Here is a 13,996-nt window from a genome sequence, read left to right on the forward strand (position 1 = left end):
GCAATTCTTAGGGAAAGCGCGTCTTAGGGAAAGCGCGGCGCGCTTTCCTGGGAAAACCGCTACACACTTTTCCTGGAATTGCTTCTGAGGATTGCCGGCAGTTGCGAATCGCTCTCCAAAGGGCGATGGACCATCTGCGCTATTCCGGTCTGCCGTTCGAAGCCCAGCGCGAAGCGTTTCTCGCCATGGTGTTGGCGGATGCGCTCGTCAGCGACGCGCTGGAGCGGGCACGGACGCTGGCGTTGCCGGACTGGCTGGTGGTGTCCGGTGCGCTCTACAACAGCGTCTGGAACCACCTGACCGGCAAGCCGCCGGGCTACGGCATCAAGGATGTCGATCTCTTCTACTTCGATGACAGCGACCTGTCCTACGAGGCCGAGGACGCGGTCATCCGCCGGGCCGCGCAGCATTTCGAGGGGCTGGCTCTGCCGGCCGAGGTGCGCAACCAGGCACGGGTGCATCTGTGGTATCCGCAGAAATTCGGCCAGCCCTGCCCGCGCTATACGAGCTCCAGCGAGTCGGTGAGCTATTTCGCCTCGAAGACGCATGCGGTCGGGGTGCGATACGATGCCGACGGGCAGCTTGAGGTCGTGGCGCCGTTCGGGCTGGATGACCTCTTCGCGTTTCGCATCACGCCCAACCGGCTGATGGATAACAGGCGCACGCATGAGGCCAAGGGGGCGAGGGCGAAGGCGTGCTGGCCGGAGATTACGGTGGTGCCTTGGTAAGACTTACCCTCCCCCTTGTGGGGAGGGTCGGNATCGACCCTCCCCACAAGGGGGAGGGTAAAGGCACTCACCCATTCACCAGCGCCAACAGTTCCTCCGTATAGCGCTTGCCAACCACCTTGTCCGGCGACAGCGCATCTCCAATCGCCGCGACCTCGGCCGCGCTCAGCTCGATCCCGACCGCCGCCGTGTTCTGCTCGAGATGGCGTATCTTTCTTGCGCCGGGGATCGGCACGATGAAGTCGCCCTGGTGCAGCACCCAAGCCAGCGCCAGCTGCGCCGATGTGACGCCTTTTTCCACCGCCAGCTTTTCCAGCGTCGCAATGACCTTGGCGTTTGCCGCCATGGCGTCGGCTTGGAAACGCGGCAAGGTGCGGCGCCAATCGTCGTCGCTGAGGGCCTCGGGCTTGGCGATGGTGCCGGTGAGCAGGCCGCGACCGAGCGGGCTGTAGGGGACGAAGCCGATGCCGAGTTCGCGGCAGACATCGAACACTTCGTCTTCGGGGTCGCGGCTCCAAAGCGAGTACTCACTCTGCACGGCAGCGATCGGATGCACGGCGTGCGCCCGGCGGATGGTGGCGGCACTGACCTCCGACAGGCCCAGCGCCCGCACCTTGCCATCGCGCACCAGCTCGGCCATGGCACCGACCGTGTCCTCTATCGGCACGTCGGGATCGACGCGGTGCTGGTAGTAGAGGTCGATAACATCGGTATCGAGCCGCTTCAGCGAGGCTTCGGCCACCGCCTTGACGTGCTCCGGGCGGCTATCGACGCCGACCATGCGTTCGAGGCCTGAGCCTTCCTCGGAAATCTTGAAGCCGAATTTGGTGGCGATCGTCACCCTGTCGCGCACCGGCTTCAACGCCTTGCCGAGAAGGATCTCGTTCTCAAAGGGACCATAGACTTCGGCGGTGTCGAAAAACGTCACGCCGATCTCGACAGCGCGGCGCAGCGTGGCGATTGCATCCGCCTCGGCCTGACCGCCATATGCGAAGCTCATGCCCATGCAGCCGAGGCCGACGGGGAAGACTTCGAGTTCAGTACCAAGTTTGCGGGTTTTCATGGCGCATCTCCTTGTTGCGATGAAACAGAGATAGCGCCTGGCTTTACGTTCGATAATTGGCTGTCATTCGCACGGGCTGTTCTATAAAATAGAGCAATGAACCGAGCGCATCTTTCTCAACTCGCTGTACTGGCAACAGTCGCCCAATGCGGTAGTTTTCGCGGCGCGGCGCGCGAACTGGCCATCGCGCCCTCGGCAGTTAGCCATGCCGTGTCCAGCCTGGAGGCGCGGCTCGGCGTGCGGCTTTTGGCGCGCAGCACCCGCAGCGTGGCACCAACGGAGGAGGGCGCGCAGCTGCTCGAACGGCTGCGGCCGGCGCTGTCCGAGATCGATCTGGCGCTGGAAACGGCGATCGAGGCGCGCGACCGGCCGGCCGGGAACCTGCGGCTGACCGTGCCGCGCACCGCGGCCCACCTGGCATTGACGCCCAGGCTCGGCGGCTTTGCCGCGGCCTATCCTGACATCGTGCTGGAAATCGTCATCGAGGATCGCTTCACCGACGTCGTCGAAGGCGGCTTCGATGCCGGCGTGCGGCTCGGTGAGAGCCTGCAGCGCGACATGATCGCGGTGCGCATCGGACCGGACCTTCGCGGCGCCGTGGTCGGCGCGCCATCCTATTTCGCGACCATGCCAAGACCCCGCCATCCGCGCGATCTTGCCGACCACCGCTGCATCCGCTTCCGTTTTTCCAGCGGCATTCTTTACCGCTGGGAATTCGAGAAGGATGGCGAAGAGATCGAGATCGCGGCGCAAGGGCCGCTGATCCTCGACGAAGACCATCTGATCGCCCAGGCGGCGGTCGACGGCGCTGGGCTCGCCTTCGTCTTCGACGATTATGTGCGCGCGCCGCTCGCCGACGGTCGCTTGATCCGCGTGCTGGAAGACTGGTGTCCGCCCTTCGACGGTTTCTTCGTCTACTACCCCAGCCGCCGCCAGATGCGCCCGGCGCTGCGGGCGTTTGTGGATTTCTTCAAGGCCGGTGCTTAGCCACCTCCCCCTTGTGGGGAGGGTCGATCCGCGTAGCGGATCGGGGTGGGGGTCTTCGTAGGGCGCTACCCCCCACCCCGTCGCTTCGCGCCGACCCTCCCCACAAGGGGGAGGGTAAAGGAAGGCGACGGTAAGCTCTCAGAACGTCACCGCGATAAGCACCGCCGACAGCAACCCGAACAGCCCAATCAGCAGATAGTCCGCCACCTGGTACAATTTCAGCGCCTGCCTGATGTCCTGGCTTTCCGCCGCGCGCCTACCGCCTTCGCCCATATAGGCGTCCTCGATGATGACGCCGCCATAGCTGCGCGGGCCGGCGAGCGCCAGGCCGAGTGCGCCGGCCATTGCCGCTTCCGGCCAGCCGGCATTGGGCGAGCGGTGCTTTTTGGCGTCGCGCCGCACTGCTTGCCAGGCGTTGCGGGGATCGGCGCCGTCAACGAGAAAGGCGGCGGCAACGATCAGCAACGCGGTCAGCCGGGACGCCGGCAGGTTGATCCAGTCGTCGAAGAGTGCTGCCGCGCGGCCGAAGGCCTCGTGGTGCGGGGTGCGGTGGCCGATCATCGAATCGGCGGTGTTGGCGGCCTTGTAGGCCACGCCGCCGGCCAGACCGCAGACACCTGTCCAGAAGGCGGGCGCAACGATGCCGTCGGAGAAATTCTCGGCCAGGCTTTCGATGGCGGCGCGGCTGACGCCGGCATGGTCGAGCTTCTCTGGGTCGCGGCCGACGATGCGCGCAACCGCAATGCGGCCGAGCGCCAGCCCGCCGGTATCCAGCGAATCGGCCACCGCCTCGACATGTTCGGTAAGGCTCTTTTGCGACAGCAGCGACGAGGCCAGGATTGCCGTGATGATCATGCCGGCAGGAAAGAGCTGCCAGAGCAGGATTTGCACGATGAAGGCGATTGCCGCCGGCACCAGCACGATCACCAGCAGCGCCTGCACGCCGCGGCGGCGACGCAGCGCGTCGGAATCAGTGTCGCGGTTGAGCCTGAGGTCGAGAAAGGCTATCAGCCTGCCGAACCAGGTGACGGGATGGCCGACGGCACGGAACAGCCAGTCCGGGTAACCCAGGATGCGTTCGATGGCCAGCGACAGGAAAGCGATCAGGATCGACATGAAGCTTTCTGATGGAGCGATTACTGTGGTGGATCACGGTGGATCCCTTGGCCGGGCGAGGGCGCTCTTCCCTCACGCGCCACAACCTTTCGTCGATCTCTCGACAGGTATCAATCCGCACTCCTACCCGCTTTTCGAGCTGCCCGCCACCGCCCTGTCACGATTGCCGGAAGCCGCGCGCCTGCGTGAGCTGGCCAGGGTCGCGGCCGGCGCCTATGGCGCGCCTTCGGACGAGAATGTGGCGGTCGCCCCGGGCACGCAGATCCTGCTGCCGCGCGTCGCCTCGCTGGTCAGCCCCGGCAAGGCGCTGGTGCTCGGGCCGACCTATGCCGAGCATGCCAGGGCCGCCGCGATTGCCGGCCATGCGGTGGCGGAGGTCGACGATTTCGAGGCGCTTGCCGGAGCCGAAATTGCCATCGTCGTCAATCCCAACAATCCCGACGGGCGAGTCGTGTCGCGGGAAAGGCTGCTTCGGCTTGCCGAGACATTGCGCGCCATAGGCGGTCTGCTGGTCGTCGACGAAGCCTTCATGGATGTCGGCCCGCACGCGGAAAGCCTGGCCGGCGATGTCGGGCGGGGCGGCATCGTCGTGCTGCGCTCGTTTGGCAAATTCTTCGGTCTCGCCGGCCTGCGGCTCGGCTTCGCACTTTCCGGTGCGGTGACGGTCGAAAGGCTTGAAACGCAATTCGGCCCTTGGGCGGTCGCCGGCCCAGCGCTCGAATACGGCATCCGCGCGCTTGCCGACAGCGGCTGGCAGGCCGACATGCGGCGGCGGCTGGCGCAGGATGCGGCGCGGCTCGATGCGCTGCTTTCGCGCTTTGGCGTTGCTGTCGCCGGCGGCACGACGCTGTTTCGCTATCTCCGGCTTGCCGATGCACCGGGGCTGTTTTCGACGCTCGGCGAGCGCGGCATATTGCTCAGGCATTTTTTCGAGCGTCCCCAGGTGCTCCGCGCGGGGCTGCCTGGACGTCAGGAGGAATGGCAGCGGCTCGAATCGGCGCTTGCCGACTGGCGCGCACGGCGCGACGATGGGTCGAAGGAGATCGCGCCATGATCCATATCTGTTCGCTGGCAAAGCTTGAGGAGACGGTGGCCAAAAGCGGCGCCGAGCGCGTGCTGTCGCTGCTCGCTGCCGGCACCGAGGTGACGCGGCCGGCCTCGATATCGAGGGAGAACCACCTGCATCTGGTCATGCACGACATCGCGGTGGCGCAGGACGGCATGACCATGCCCGGCGAAGGCCATGTGCGCAATCTGCTCGATTTCGCCCGGAAATGGGACCGCGCCAAACCCATGGTCGTCCATTGCTATGCCGGCATCAGCCGCTCGACCGCCTCGGCCTATATCATTGCGGCGGCGCTCGCCCCGAAGCGCGACGAAGTCGAACTTGCGCAGACATTGCGGAAGCTTTCGCCCTCGGCGACACCCAATCCACGGTTGATCGCCGTCGCGGATGCTCTTCTCTCACGACAAGGCCGCATGATCGAAGCGATCGAGGCGATCGGACGCGGCGCCGATGCTTTTGAGGGTACGCCTTTCGTGTTGAAGATCGACGGCTAAGGCGGCCCGCTATGCCAGCCAGTCGGCAAGCTTCGCCTTGCGCACATCCTTCAACAGGGTGATGAAGCCGTCGGCCTGATGCTCCGCCGTCAGTCGGCCTTTCTCGGCCGCGGCAATGCTGGCATCGCCGACCACGCCGTTGGGGTTGAGATCCCCAGCGATCCAGGCGAAAGCGTGCGTTCCGGTGTGGCGCAGCAGCGCAAATTCGGTTTCGGCGCGGGCGACCTTGGAGGCGAAATTGTCGGCCTTGGCCATGTCGACTAACTCCGGGCGAAAATGCAGCATCAACGAGGTCTCGACGTCGCCGCCATGGATGCCATGGCGGTCTTCCAGCTCGGTGTACATGCCGGCGGGGCGGCCGAAGCGCTGCCAGCTGGTCTTCACCGCCAGCATCCTCTCACGCACGCGCAGCTCGCGCGCGACGATGCCCATGATCTCTTCATTGCCGCCATGCGAGTTGACGACGATCAGTTTCCTTACGCCTGCGCGGGCAACGGACAGGCCAAGCTCGGTCCAGGCATCGACCAGGGTGGCCGCCGGCAGGGTGAGCGTGCCCGGCGCCTGCAGATGCTCGTTCGACTTGCCGACCGTTTGGACCGGCAGGATGCGGATGTCGAGATCGCCGGGCAGGCGGGCGATGACCGTCTCCAGCATGCCGTTCATGATCGAGGTATCGGTTGATACAGGCAGATGCGGGCCGTGCTGCTCGATCGCCGCCACCGGCAGCACGGCAATCGTCGCCTCCGGATCGATCGCGGCGTATTCGGTGGTCCGGTAGTCGCCCCACCAAACGCGTCTGTTTGCAACGGTCATGTCATGCCTCTTGACTGTGAGGGAGACCTAGCGCGCCAAACGTCGCCTGTCGATCACCCAGCCGCAATCGCCTCGACCTCGACCTTGAACTCCGGCCGCGCAAAGCCTGACACGATCATCAGCGTCGAGGCGGGCGCGGGGCTGGCAAACAAGCGGTCGCGGACGTCCATATAGGGCCGCAGAAAGGCGCGGTCGGTGACGTAGGCGTTTATGCGCACGATGTCGCCTAGCCCCAGCCCGGCTTCAGCCAGAATCGCCGCTATGTTTTGAAAGCAGAGCTCGGCCTGCGCGCCGGCATCCTCGGGGATCTGGTCGTCCGCCGTGATGGCGACCTGACCGGAGCACAGAACCAGCCGCTTGCCTGGCGGCACCTCGACGCCGTGGCTATAGCGGGCGAAAGGCGGCTTGATCGACTTCGGCGCGAGGTATCTGAACATGGCAATCTCCTGTCTGCGAGACCAGCCTAAGACGTGACCGATAGTACGTTCAAGATGTGGTGCATGGCACGAGGGCGATTGTGGACAGGCGTCCAAAAAATAGGCACGATGCCTCCCGCACAGCATGACCCGTCCGGTGTTGGCAGTGACTGCCGCGCAAGCAGGCGGCCCGGGCGGTGGCATGTGTCTTGCTTCTTGGATCAATGGTGTCGAGCCCGGCGCGTGACGCTCCGGAGCCAACAAAGGGTGGTGTCGATGTACGGAAAACAGAAGATTTCAGCGCTTGCGGTCGCGCTGCTTGGAGCCGGCACGTTCGGCGCGGCAGCAAACGAGAAGGTCACCTTCGGCACCAACTGGCTGGCCGAGCCCGAGCATGGCGGCTACTACCAGGCCGTCGCCGACGGCACCTACGCTGCATGTGGCCTCGACGTGACGATTTCGCAGGGAGGTCCGCAGGTCAGCGGGCGGCCGCTGCTGCTGGCCGGCAAGCTCGATTTCTACATGGGCGGCAATCTGCTGTCGGCCTTCGACGCCGTCCAGCAGGGCATCCCGATGCGCGTCGTCGCAGCCGATTTCCAGAAGGACCCTCAAGTCATCATGTCCCACCCGGGGCAGGGGCTGGACAAGTGGGAGGATTTGAAGAACGCCGACCAGTACATTCTCGGCGACGAGGGCGTCCAGACCTTCTTCCAGTGGATGGTCATCGAACTCGGTTTCGATGCCGCCAAGCGCGTGCCGTACACCTACAACACCGCTCCATTCCTGGCCAACAAGAAGTCGATCCAGCAGGGTTACGTCACCTCGGAGCCTTTTGCGGTCAAGAAGGAAGGCGGCTTCGTGCCCAACCAGTTCCTGCTCGCCGACTATGGCTGGGACACCTATTCGACGACGATCGAGGTGATGCAGGACACGATCGACAAGCGGCCGGAGGTGGTCCAGTGCTTCGTCGATGGCTCGGCCAAGGGCTGGTACAACTACCTCTACGGCGACAACAAGGCCGCCAACGAGATGATCAAGAAAGACAACCCCGACATGAGCGACGAGCAGATTGCCTTCTCGATCGAGCAGATGAAGAAGTTCGGCCTGGCCGATTCCGGCGACACCGAAAAGCTCGGCATCGGCGCCATGAACGAAGACCGGATCAAGAGCTTCTATGACAAGATGGTCAAGGCCAAGGTCACGCCCGAGGGCATCGATATCAAGAAGGCCTACACGCTGGCCTTCATCAACAAAGGTGTCGGGATCGAGCTGAAGAAGTAGTCGTGAAGCTGGAAAAGATGGCGCAGGCGCCCATGACGGCATCGGGTGAAGGCCCGATGCTGCTGACGCTGCGCCATGTCGGCAAGGTGTTTTCCAATGGCGTGACTGCATTGAGCGACGTCGATCTCGCCATCCGCGAGGGCGATTTTGTCAGCCTTCTCGGGCCGTCCGGCTGCGGCAAGTCAACGGCGTTGAGGCTGATCGCGGGCCTGTCGACGCCGACATCCGGTCAGCTCGACTGGGGCGGTTCGATCGACCGCGCCAATATCGGCTTCGTCTTCCAAGAACCGACGCTGCTGCCCTGGGCCAATGTATTCGACAATGTCTGGCTGCCGCTCAGGCTGAAAGGCGTGTCGCGCGCCAAGGCGGCGCCGGCGGTGACGGAGATGCTGGAGCGGGTGCACCTGACCGGCTTCGAGAACGCCGTGCCGCGCGAGCTTTCCGGCGGGATGAAGATGCGCGTCTCGATCGCACGCGCCATGGTGACGAAGCCGCGCATTCTGCTGATGGACGAGCCGTTCGCCGCACTCGACGAGATCACCCGCTTCAAGCTCAACAACGACCTTCTGGAGCTGTGGCAGGACGAGCGCTTCACCGTCGTCTTCGTCACCCACAGCGTCTTCGAAAGCGTGTTCCTGTCCAACCGCGTCGTCGTCATGGCGGCGCGGCCGGGCCGCGTCCATGCCGAGCTTGCCATCGACGCCTCCTATCCGCGAGACGAGGTTTTCCGCACTTCGCCCGATTATGCCGCGCTCTGCCGCCAGGCCTCGGACATCCTGGTCAACGCCATCAACACATCAGCCGGACCGCACCATGACGGCCATTGACCAGAATGCCGCAACGCTCGACGCGGAAGAGGCGGGCCGCGTACGCCAGGAGCGGCTGGAGCGGATCGGCCGGTGGGTCTTGCCTTTGGCGATCATGATCCTGGCGATCTGGCTGTGGGACCGCATTTGCGTGTGGAACGCGATCCCGCAATATATTCTGCCGCGCCCCGGCGTGGTGCTGTGGACGCTCTATAGCGATGCCGGGCTCCTGTTCTCCGCGCTGCTGGTCACGTTGCGCATAACCTTTCTCAGCCTGCTGCTCGCGGTCGTCGGCGGCGTCGGACTGGCGGTGCTGTTTGCGCAATCGAAATGGGTGGAGATGTCGTTCTTTCCCTTCGCCATCGTGCTGCAGGTAACACCGATCGTGGCGGTCTTCCCGCTCATCAACATCTATGTGGACAACCAGACGGTGAAGCTTTTGCTTTGCGCCTGGATCGTCGCGTTCTTCCCGATCCTGTCCAACACCACGCTCGGCCTCAATTCGGTCGACCGCAATCTTCGCGACATGTTCAAGCTCAACGGCGCGACGCGCTGGCAGCAATTGCGCTATCTCAGACTGCCGGCGGCCATGCCGTATTTTCTAGGAGGCTTGAAGATCGCCGGCGGTCTGTCGCTGATCGGCGCCGTGGTGGCCGAGTTCGTCGCCGGCGCGCAGGGACAATCCTCAGGGCTCGCCTCGCGCATCATCGAGGCCGGCTACCGCCTCAACGCGCCAAGGCTTTTCGCGGCGCTGATCCTGATCTCGCTCACCGGCATATTGATCTTCCTGGTGCTGTCGCTGGTGTCGCATCTCATCCTGCGCCGCTGGCACGAGAGCGCGCTGAAGCAGGAGCGGTAGGGTGACGAGGTGAGCGAGACGTTGGCGCGAAGCACCCCCCTCTGGCCTGCCGGCCATCTCCCCCTCAAGAGTGGAGATTGGACGTCATCCGGGATTTCGCCAATTATCGACGTTGGAAGACGGGTGCTGCCGGCAAAGCTGCCAATCTCCCCCCTTGAGGGGGAGATGCCCGGCAGGGCAGAGGGGGGCGGTCCTTGATACCGACCTCTGGCTCGTACCATCTCACCAACGTCCGCCTTCACCGGTCGCTGACATCAGGTCTTGCCACCACTTACGATACTGACGGCTTCGCGCTGGCCGACATCGCCGTCGCCGACGGTAAGCTCTCCAGCATCGCCGCGCACAAGAAATCAAAAGCGCCAGCCACCGCCATCGACCTTGCCGGCCGCATCATCCTGCCGTGCTTCGTCGATTGCCACACCCACATCGACAAGGGCCATATCTGGCCGCGCAAACCCAATCCCGACGGCAGTTTCATGGGCGCGCTCAATGCCACCAGCGCCGACCGTGCAGCGCGCTGGAGCGCCGAGGACGTGGCGCGGCGCATGGATTTCTCTTTGCGCTCGGCCTACGCGCACGGCACCAAGGCCTTGCGCACTCATCTCGACAGCGTGCCGCCACAGGAGGAAATCTCCTGGCCGGTGTTCGAGGCGATGCGGGAGAAATGGCGCGGCCGCATCGAATTGCAGGCAGCCTGCCTGCTCGGCATCGAAGGCGTGCGCGACAGAAAGTGGTTCGAGAGGCTGGCCAAGCGTGTGGCTGCGGCCAAGGGCGTGCTCGGCGTCGTCACCTATATGGTGCCGGATCTCGAAGAGCTTCTCGACAAGGTGTTCGCCGAGGCGAACAAGCACGGGCTCGATCTCGATTTCCACGCCGACGAGACCGACGATATCGCGGCGATCTCGCTGAAGAAGATTGCCGAGGCCGCACTCTGGAACGGTTTTGAGGGCAACATCCTGGTGGGACATTGCTGCTCGCTGGCGCGCCAGCCGGACCTCGACGTGCTCGACACGCTGGACAAGGTCGCCAAGGCCAAACTTGCCGTGGTGTCGCTGCCGATGTGCAATCTCTATCTGCAGGACCGGCGCGCCGACCAGACCACGCCACGCTGGCGCGGCGTGACCTTGCTGCACGAGATGAAGGCGAGGGGCATTGCGGTCGCGGTCGCCTCCGACAACACCCGCGATCCTTTCTATGCCTATGGCGATCTCGACATGCTGGAGGTCTACCGCATGGCGACGCGCATCCTGCATTTCGACCATCCGGTCGGCGACTGGCCGCAGACGGTGGCGGCGACGCCGGCCAAGGTGATGCGGCTCGACGGTGTCGGGACACTGGCAGCCGGTGGCAGCGCCGATTTCATCGTCTTCAAAGGGCGGAGCTGGACGGAATTGCTCTCGCGGCCCGAATCGGATCGCATCGTCGTGCGCGCGGGACGAGCGATCGACAGACAATTGCCCGATTACGCCGAGCTCGACGGACTGATGGTGGAATGATGGATGTTTCGGAGCTCAAACGCGATCTCGACGGGATAAAGCTCGACGACAATCCGGCCATCATCCAGCAGAAGAGCCGCGACTTCTACTGGTACAGCCCGGTGCTGAAGCAGCAGCTCGACCACGTCACCGGCGACCTGATCGTGACGCCCAGGAACGAGGCCGAACTGATCCGCGTGCTTGCCGCTTGCCACCGTCATGGCGTTCCGGTGACGCCGCGCGGCAGCGGCACCGGCAATTACGGTCAGGCGATGCCGCTATCGGGCGGCGTGGTTTTGAACCTTGCCGAGATGAACGAGATCAAGGCCATAGCGCCGGGCCGCGTCGTCACCGGGCCGGGCGCGATCCTCGCCGACATCGACAGAGCGACGCGCGCGCATTCCGGGCAGGAACTGCGGCTGTCGCCGTCGACCTACAACACCGCCTCGATCGGCGGCTTCATCGCTGGCGGCTCGGGCGGCGTCGGCTCGATCAATTTCGGCGGTCTGCGTGATTTCGGCAATGTGCTGCGGCTGCGCGTCGTCACCATGGAAACCGAACCGAAGGCGCTCGAACTCACCGGCGAGGATTTGCACAAAGTCACGCACGCCTATGGCACCAACGGCATCATCACCGAGGTCGAGATGCCGCTGACTGCAGCCTATGAATGGATCGACGTGATCGTCGGCTTCGACGCTTTCATGCCGGCAGCCCGCTACGGCAACGCGCTGGCACGCCAGGACGGCATCCTGACCAAGCTGATCACGCCGATCGCCGCGCCGGTGCCGCAGCTCTATTTCAAGCGACACCAGAAGTTCTTCCGGGACGGGCAAAGCATCTGCGTCGTCATGGTTGCCCGGCATGGGCTAGACGCATTCCTCGCCTTCACCCGCCGCGCCGGCGGCGAGGTCATCTTCAATGCCGCGACGGCAACGGACGAAGAGAAGAAGGGCCTGCCGCCGGGCTTCGAGCTGGCGTGGAACCACACCACGCTCAGGGCACTGCGGGTCGATCCCGCGATCACCTATCTGCAATCGCTCTATCCGTTTCCCAACCAGCTGGCGCTGGTGGAGAAGATGGACGCGATGTTTCCGAACGAGGTCTTTTCGCATCTCGAATTCGTGCGCCTCGACGGCAACATCACCTGCTTCGGCCTGCCGCTGGTGAAATTCACCACCGAGGCGCGGCTCAACGAAATCATCCGGCTGCATGAGGAGAATGGCTGCCCGATCTTCAACCCGCACCGCTACACGCTGGAAGAGGGCGGCATGAAGCAGACGGATGAAATCCAGCTCGCCTTCAAGCGCGAGACCGATCCGCAAGGCCTGCTCAATCCCGGCAAGATGATCGCCTGGGAAAATCCGGATTACGACTATCGCTCCGGCCGGACTTTTTTGTTCAAGGGTTTGCAGAAAGCAGAATGAGCAGAGGTTTGAGCTTGAGCACCCCCCTCTGTCCTGCCGGCACAGGCCCTACGCTGCCGCTTCGGGCGTTCGTTGTTTGGAAAGCCAAGCAATTGGCTTCCCATCGGCTTCCCCGACCACTTCTCACCCCCCGCAAGGGGGGAGATTGGCAGCCTGAACGCCGCAGCCAATCTGACACGCTGACAATTAGTGAAAGCGATGCGGCAGTCCGATCTCCCCCCTTGAGGGGGAGATGCCCGGCAGGGCAGAGGGGGGTGCCTCGCGCCGACCCCAGCAATTTCCCATGAAAGTCCTCGTCCTTTACGCACACCCGGTGGAGACCAGCTTCAATGCCAGCCTGCACCGCACGATCGTCGAGCGGCTGACGGCGGCCGGCCATGAGGTCGACGATTGCGATCTCTATGCCGAGGATTTCGACCCCAGGCTGACGCGCGGGGAGAGGCTGGATTATCACAACCAACGCAGCCCTGCGGACCCGGCCGCGCCCTATGTCGAGCGGCTGCTCAAGGCCGAGGCGCTGGTGCTGTCATATCCCGTCTGGAACTACGGCTTTCCGGCTATCCTGAAAGGCTTTTTCGACCGCGTGTTTCTGCCCGGCGTGTCGTTCAAATTGGTCGACGGCAAGGCGCAGCCTTCGCTCCACAACATCCGCAAGCTGACCGCCGTCACCACCTATGGCGGCAGCCGGTTCCGCGCCATGCTGATGGGCGATCCGCCGCGCCGGCTGGTCAAGCGGATGCTGCGCGCGACGATCAGGCCCGGCGCCTCGGTGTCCTACCTCGCTCATTATTCGATGAACCTGTCGACCGACGAGACGCGGGCAGCCTTCATGGCCAAGGTCGCGGCCGGGATGGATACCTTCTGATGCGCGTGCTGGTGGTCTATTGCCATCCGGTGCCCGAAAGTTTTTGCGCCGCGATCAGAGATACCGCCGTCGACGTGCTGAAGGCGCGGGGTTGGGAGGTACGGCTGCTCGACCTCTATGCCGAAAAATTCGACCCGGTGATGGGTAGCGAGGAGCGGCGCGCCTACAATGAGCGGGCGCCGGAGGATCCGGCCCTAAAACCGCATTTCGAGCATCTCGCCTGGGCTGAGGCGATCCTGTTCATCTATCCGACCTGGTGGTACGGGCTGCCGGCCATGCTGAAGGGCTGGCTCGACCGGGTCTGGGCGACCGATGTCGCCTTCAAGCTGGGCAAGGGGCGCATCATGTCGCTGATGACACATGTCACCAGGGTCGGCGTCATCACCCCCTGCGGCGCGCCGACCTGGTGGAGCGTCGTCGTCGGCCAGCCCGGCCGCAAGACCTTGCTGCGCGGTATGCGCGCGCTGTGCGCCCGTCGCTGCCGGACGTTTTTCCTGGCGCACTACCTGATGGACGCCTCGACGCCAAGGACGAGGGCGGCGTTTCTGGTGAAGGTGCGGGCGAAGCTGGAGCGGTTTTGAGCTTCTTCACCCTCCCCCTTGT

15 protein-coding genes are annotated in these 13,996 nt (G+C 64.1%); 11 read left to right on the forward strand and 4 right to left on the reverse strand.

The genetic code is table 11. From position 1 onward, the window contains the following. Positions 1–125 precede the first annotated feature (125 nt). Positions 126–728: a nucleotidyltransferase family protein gene (locus X757_RS157860; protein WP_023725578.1), complete on the forward strand. Its 603-nt coding sequence runs from the start codon at positions 126–128 to the stop codon at positions 726–728. A 67-nt stretch (positions 729–795) separates the two neighbouring features. On the opposite strand, the gene X757_RS157855 is transcribed toward X757_RS157860, so the two are convergent. Beyond that, entirely contained in the window at positions 796–1,791 is a 996-nt protein-coding gene (locus X757_RS157855; protein WP_023725579.1) for an aldo/keto reductase, read from the reverse strand. Between the two features lie 96 nt (positions 1,792–1,887). Between X757_RS157855 and X757_RS157850 the strand changes: the two genes are divergently transcribed. After that, positions 1,888–2,778, forward strand: a complete 891-nt coding sequence (locus X757_RS157850) for a LysR family transcriptional regulator (RefSeq protein WP_023725580.1) — start codon at positions 1,888–1,890, stop codon at positions 2,776–2,778. Between the two features lie 138 nt (positions 2,779–2,916). Here X757_RS157850 and cbiB read toward each other — a convergent pair whose 3' ends face one another. After that, entirely contained in the window at positions 2,917–3,894 is a 978-nt protein-coding gene (gene cbiB, locus X757_RS157845; protein WP_023725581.1) for an adenosylcobinamide-phosphate synthase CbiB, read from the reverse strand. Here cbiB and cobD point away from each other — a divergent pair. Together cobD and X757_RS157835 are read left to right on the forward strand one after the other, a co-directional pair. Further along, the gene (cobD, locus tag X757_RS157840; RefSeq protein WP_023685230.1) at positions 3,893–4,948 is read left to right on the forward strand and encodes a threonine-phosphate decarboxylase CobD; all 1,056 of its coding nucleotides are present in this window, start codon (positions 3,893–3,895) and stop codon (positions 4,946–4,948) included. The two genes, cbiB and cobD, sit on opposite strands and share 2 nt — an antisense overlap. Next, the gene (locus X757_RS157835; RefSeq protein ID WP_023685231.1) at positions 4,945–5,454 is read left to right on the forward strand and encodes a tyrosine phosphatase family protein; all 510 of its coding nucleotides are present in this window, start codon (positions 4,945–4,947) and stop codon (positions 5,452–5,454) included. Before cobD ends, X757_RS157835 begins: the two co-directional genes overlap by 4 nt. 9 nt (positions 5,455–5,463) lie before the next feature. Here the strand turns inward: X757_RS157835 and X757_RS157830 are convergent, their stop codons facing one another. Further along, a complete protein-coding gene (locus X757_RS157830) occupies positions 5,464–6,267 on the reverse strand; it encodes a creatininase family protein (RefSeq protein WP_023685232.1) in 804 nt (267 codons plus the stop codon). A gap of 53 nt (positions 6,268–6,320) precedes the next feature. Next, the gene (locus X757_RS157825; RefSeq protein WP_023670775.1) at positions 6,321–6,704 is read right to left on the reverse strand and encodes a RidA family protein; all 384 of its coding nucleotides are present in this window, start codon (positions 6,702–6,704) and stop codon (positions 6,321–6,323) included. 255 nt (positions 6,705–6,959) lie between these two features. Between X757_RS157825 and X757_RS157820 the strand changes: the two genes are divergently transcribed. The 7 genes from X757_RS157820 to X757_RS157790 all read left to right on the forward strand — a co-directional run bounded on the left by X757_RS157820 (position 6,960) and on the right by X757_RS157790 (position 13,974). After that, the gene (locus tag X757_RS157820) at positions 6,960–7,964 is read left to right on the forward strand and encodes an ABC transporter substrate-binding protein (RefSeq protein WP_023670774.1); all 1,005 of its coding nucleotides are present in this window, start codon (positions 6,960–6,962) and stop codon (positions 7,962–7,964) included. A gap of 2 nt (positions 7,965–7,966) precedes the next feature. Next, positions 7,967–8,791 carry an ABC transporter ATP-binding protein gene (locus X757_RS157815; RefSeq protein ID WP_023685233.1) on the forward strand — a complete coding sequence of 275 codons (825 nt, stop codon included), beginning with the start codon at positions 7,967–7,969 and terminating at the stop codon, positions 8,789–8,791. Next, positions 8,778–9,629, forward strand: a complete 852-nt coding sequence (locus tag X757_RS157810) for an ABC transporter permease (RefSeq protein WP_023670772.1) — start codon at positions 8,778–8,780, stop codon at positions 9,627–9,629. Before X757_RS157815 ends, X757_RS157810 begins: the two co-directional genes overlap by 14 nt. 194 nt (positions 9,630–9,823) lie before the next feature. Continuing rightward, entirely contained in the window at positions 9,824–11,125 is a 1,302-nt protein-coding gene (locus tag X757_RS157805) for a cytosine deaminase (RefSeq protein ID WP_023685234.1), read from the forward strand. Then, complete coding sequence (locus X757_RS157800; protein WP_031251149.1) at positions 11,125–12,528, forward strand: FAD-binding oxidoreductase; 1,404 nt, start codon at positions 11,125–11,127, stop codon at positions 12,526–12,528. Before X757_RS157805 ends, X757_RS157800 begins: the two co-directional genes overlap by 1 nt. Before the next feature lie 283 nt (positions 12,529–12,811). After that, positions 12,812–13,393: an NAD(P)H-dependent oxidoreductase gene (locus tag X757_RS157795; protein WP_023685236.1), complete on the forward strand. Its 582-nt coding sequence runs from the start codon at positions 12,812–12,814 to the stop codon at positions 13,391–13,393. Continuing rightward, positions 13,393–13,974: an NAD(P)H-dependent oxidoreductase gene (locus X757_RS157790; RefSeq protein WP_023685237.1), complete on the forward strand. Its 582-nt coding sequence runs from the start codon at positions 13,393–13,395 to the stop codon at positions 13,972–13,974. Before X757_RS157795 ends, X757_RS157790 begins: the two co-directional genes overlap by 1 nt. Positions 13,975–13,996 lie beyond the last annotated feature (22 nt).

The sequence above is a fragment of the Mesorhizobium sp. LSHC412B00 genome (assembly GCF_000503035.1).
Classification (GTDB): domain Bacteria; phylum Pseudomonadota; class Alphaproteobacteria; order Rhizobiales; family Rhizobiaceae; genus Mesorhizobium.

What these genes read in the sequence shown, in the direction of transcription:
- X757_RS157850 (WP_023725580.1), top strand. Translation starts at nt 1,888, where the DNA reads ATGAACCGAGCGCATCTTTCTCAACTCGCTGTACTGGCAACAGTCGCC.
- X757_RS157810 (WP_023670772.1), top strand. Translation starts at nt 8,778, where the DNA reads ATGACGGCCATTGACCAGAATGCCGCAACGCTCGACGCGGAAGAGGCG.
- X757_RS157825 (WP_023670775.1), bottom strand. Translation starts at nt 6,704, where the DNA reads ATGTTCAGATACCTCGCGCCGAAGTCGATCAAGCCGCCTTTCGCCCGC.
- X757_RS157855 (WP_023725579.1), bottom strand. Translation starts at nt 1,791, where the DNA reads ATGAAAACCCGCAAACTTGGTACTGAACTCGAAGTCTTCCCCGTCGGC.
- X757_RS157795 (WP_023685236.1), top strand. Translation starts at nt 12,812, where the DNA reads ATGAAAGTCCTCGTCCTTTACGCACACCCGGTGGAGACCAGCTTCAAT.
- X757_RS157790 (WP_023685237.1), top strand. Translation starts at nt 13,393, where the DNA reads ATGCGCGTGCTGGTGGTCTATTGCCATCCGGTGCCCGAAAGTTTTTGC.
- X757_RS157830 (WP_023685232.1), bottom strand. Translation starts at nt 6,267, where the DNA reads ATGACCGTTGCAAACAGACGCGTTTGGTGGGGCGACTACCGGACCACC.
- cobD (WP_023685230.1), top strand. Translation starts at nt 3,893, where the DNA reads ATGAAGCTTTCTGATGGAGCGATTACTGTGGTGGATCACGGTGGATCC.
- cbiB (WP_023725581.1), bottom strand. Translation starts at nt 3,894, where the DNA reads ATGTCGATCCTGATCGCTTTCCTGTCGCTGGCCATCGAACGCATCCTG.
- X757_RS157820 (WP_023670774.1), top strand. Translation starts at nt 6,960, where the DNA reads ATGTACGGAAAACAGAAGATTTCAGCGCTTGCGGTCGCGCTGCTTGGA.
- X757_RS157800 (WP_031251149.1), top strand. Translation starts at nt 11,125, where the DNA reads ATGGATGTTTCGGAGCTCAAACGCGATCTCGACGGGATAAAGCTCGAC.
- X757_RS157835 (WP_023685231.1), top strand. Translation starts at nt 4,945, where the DNA reads ATGATCCATATCTGTTCGCTGGCAAAGCTTGAGGAGACGGTGGCCAAA.
- X757_RS157860 (WP_023725578.1), top strand. Translation starts at nt 126, where the DNA reads ATGGACCATCTGCGCTATTCCGGTCTGCCGTTCGAAGCCCAGCGCGAA.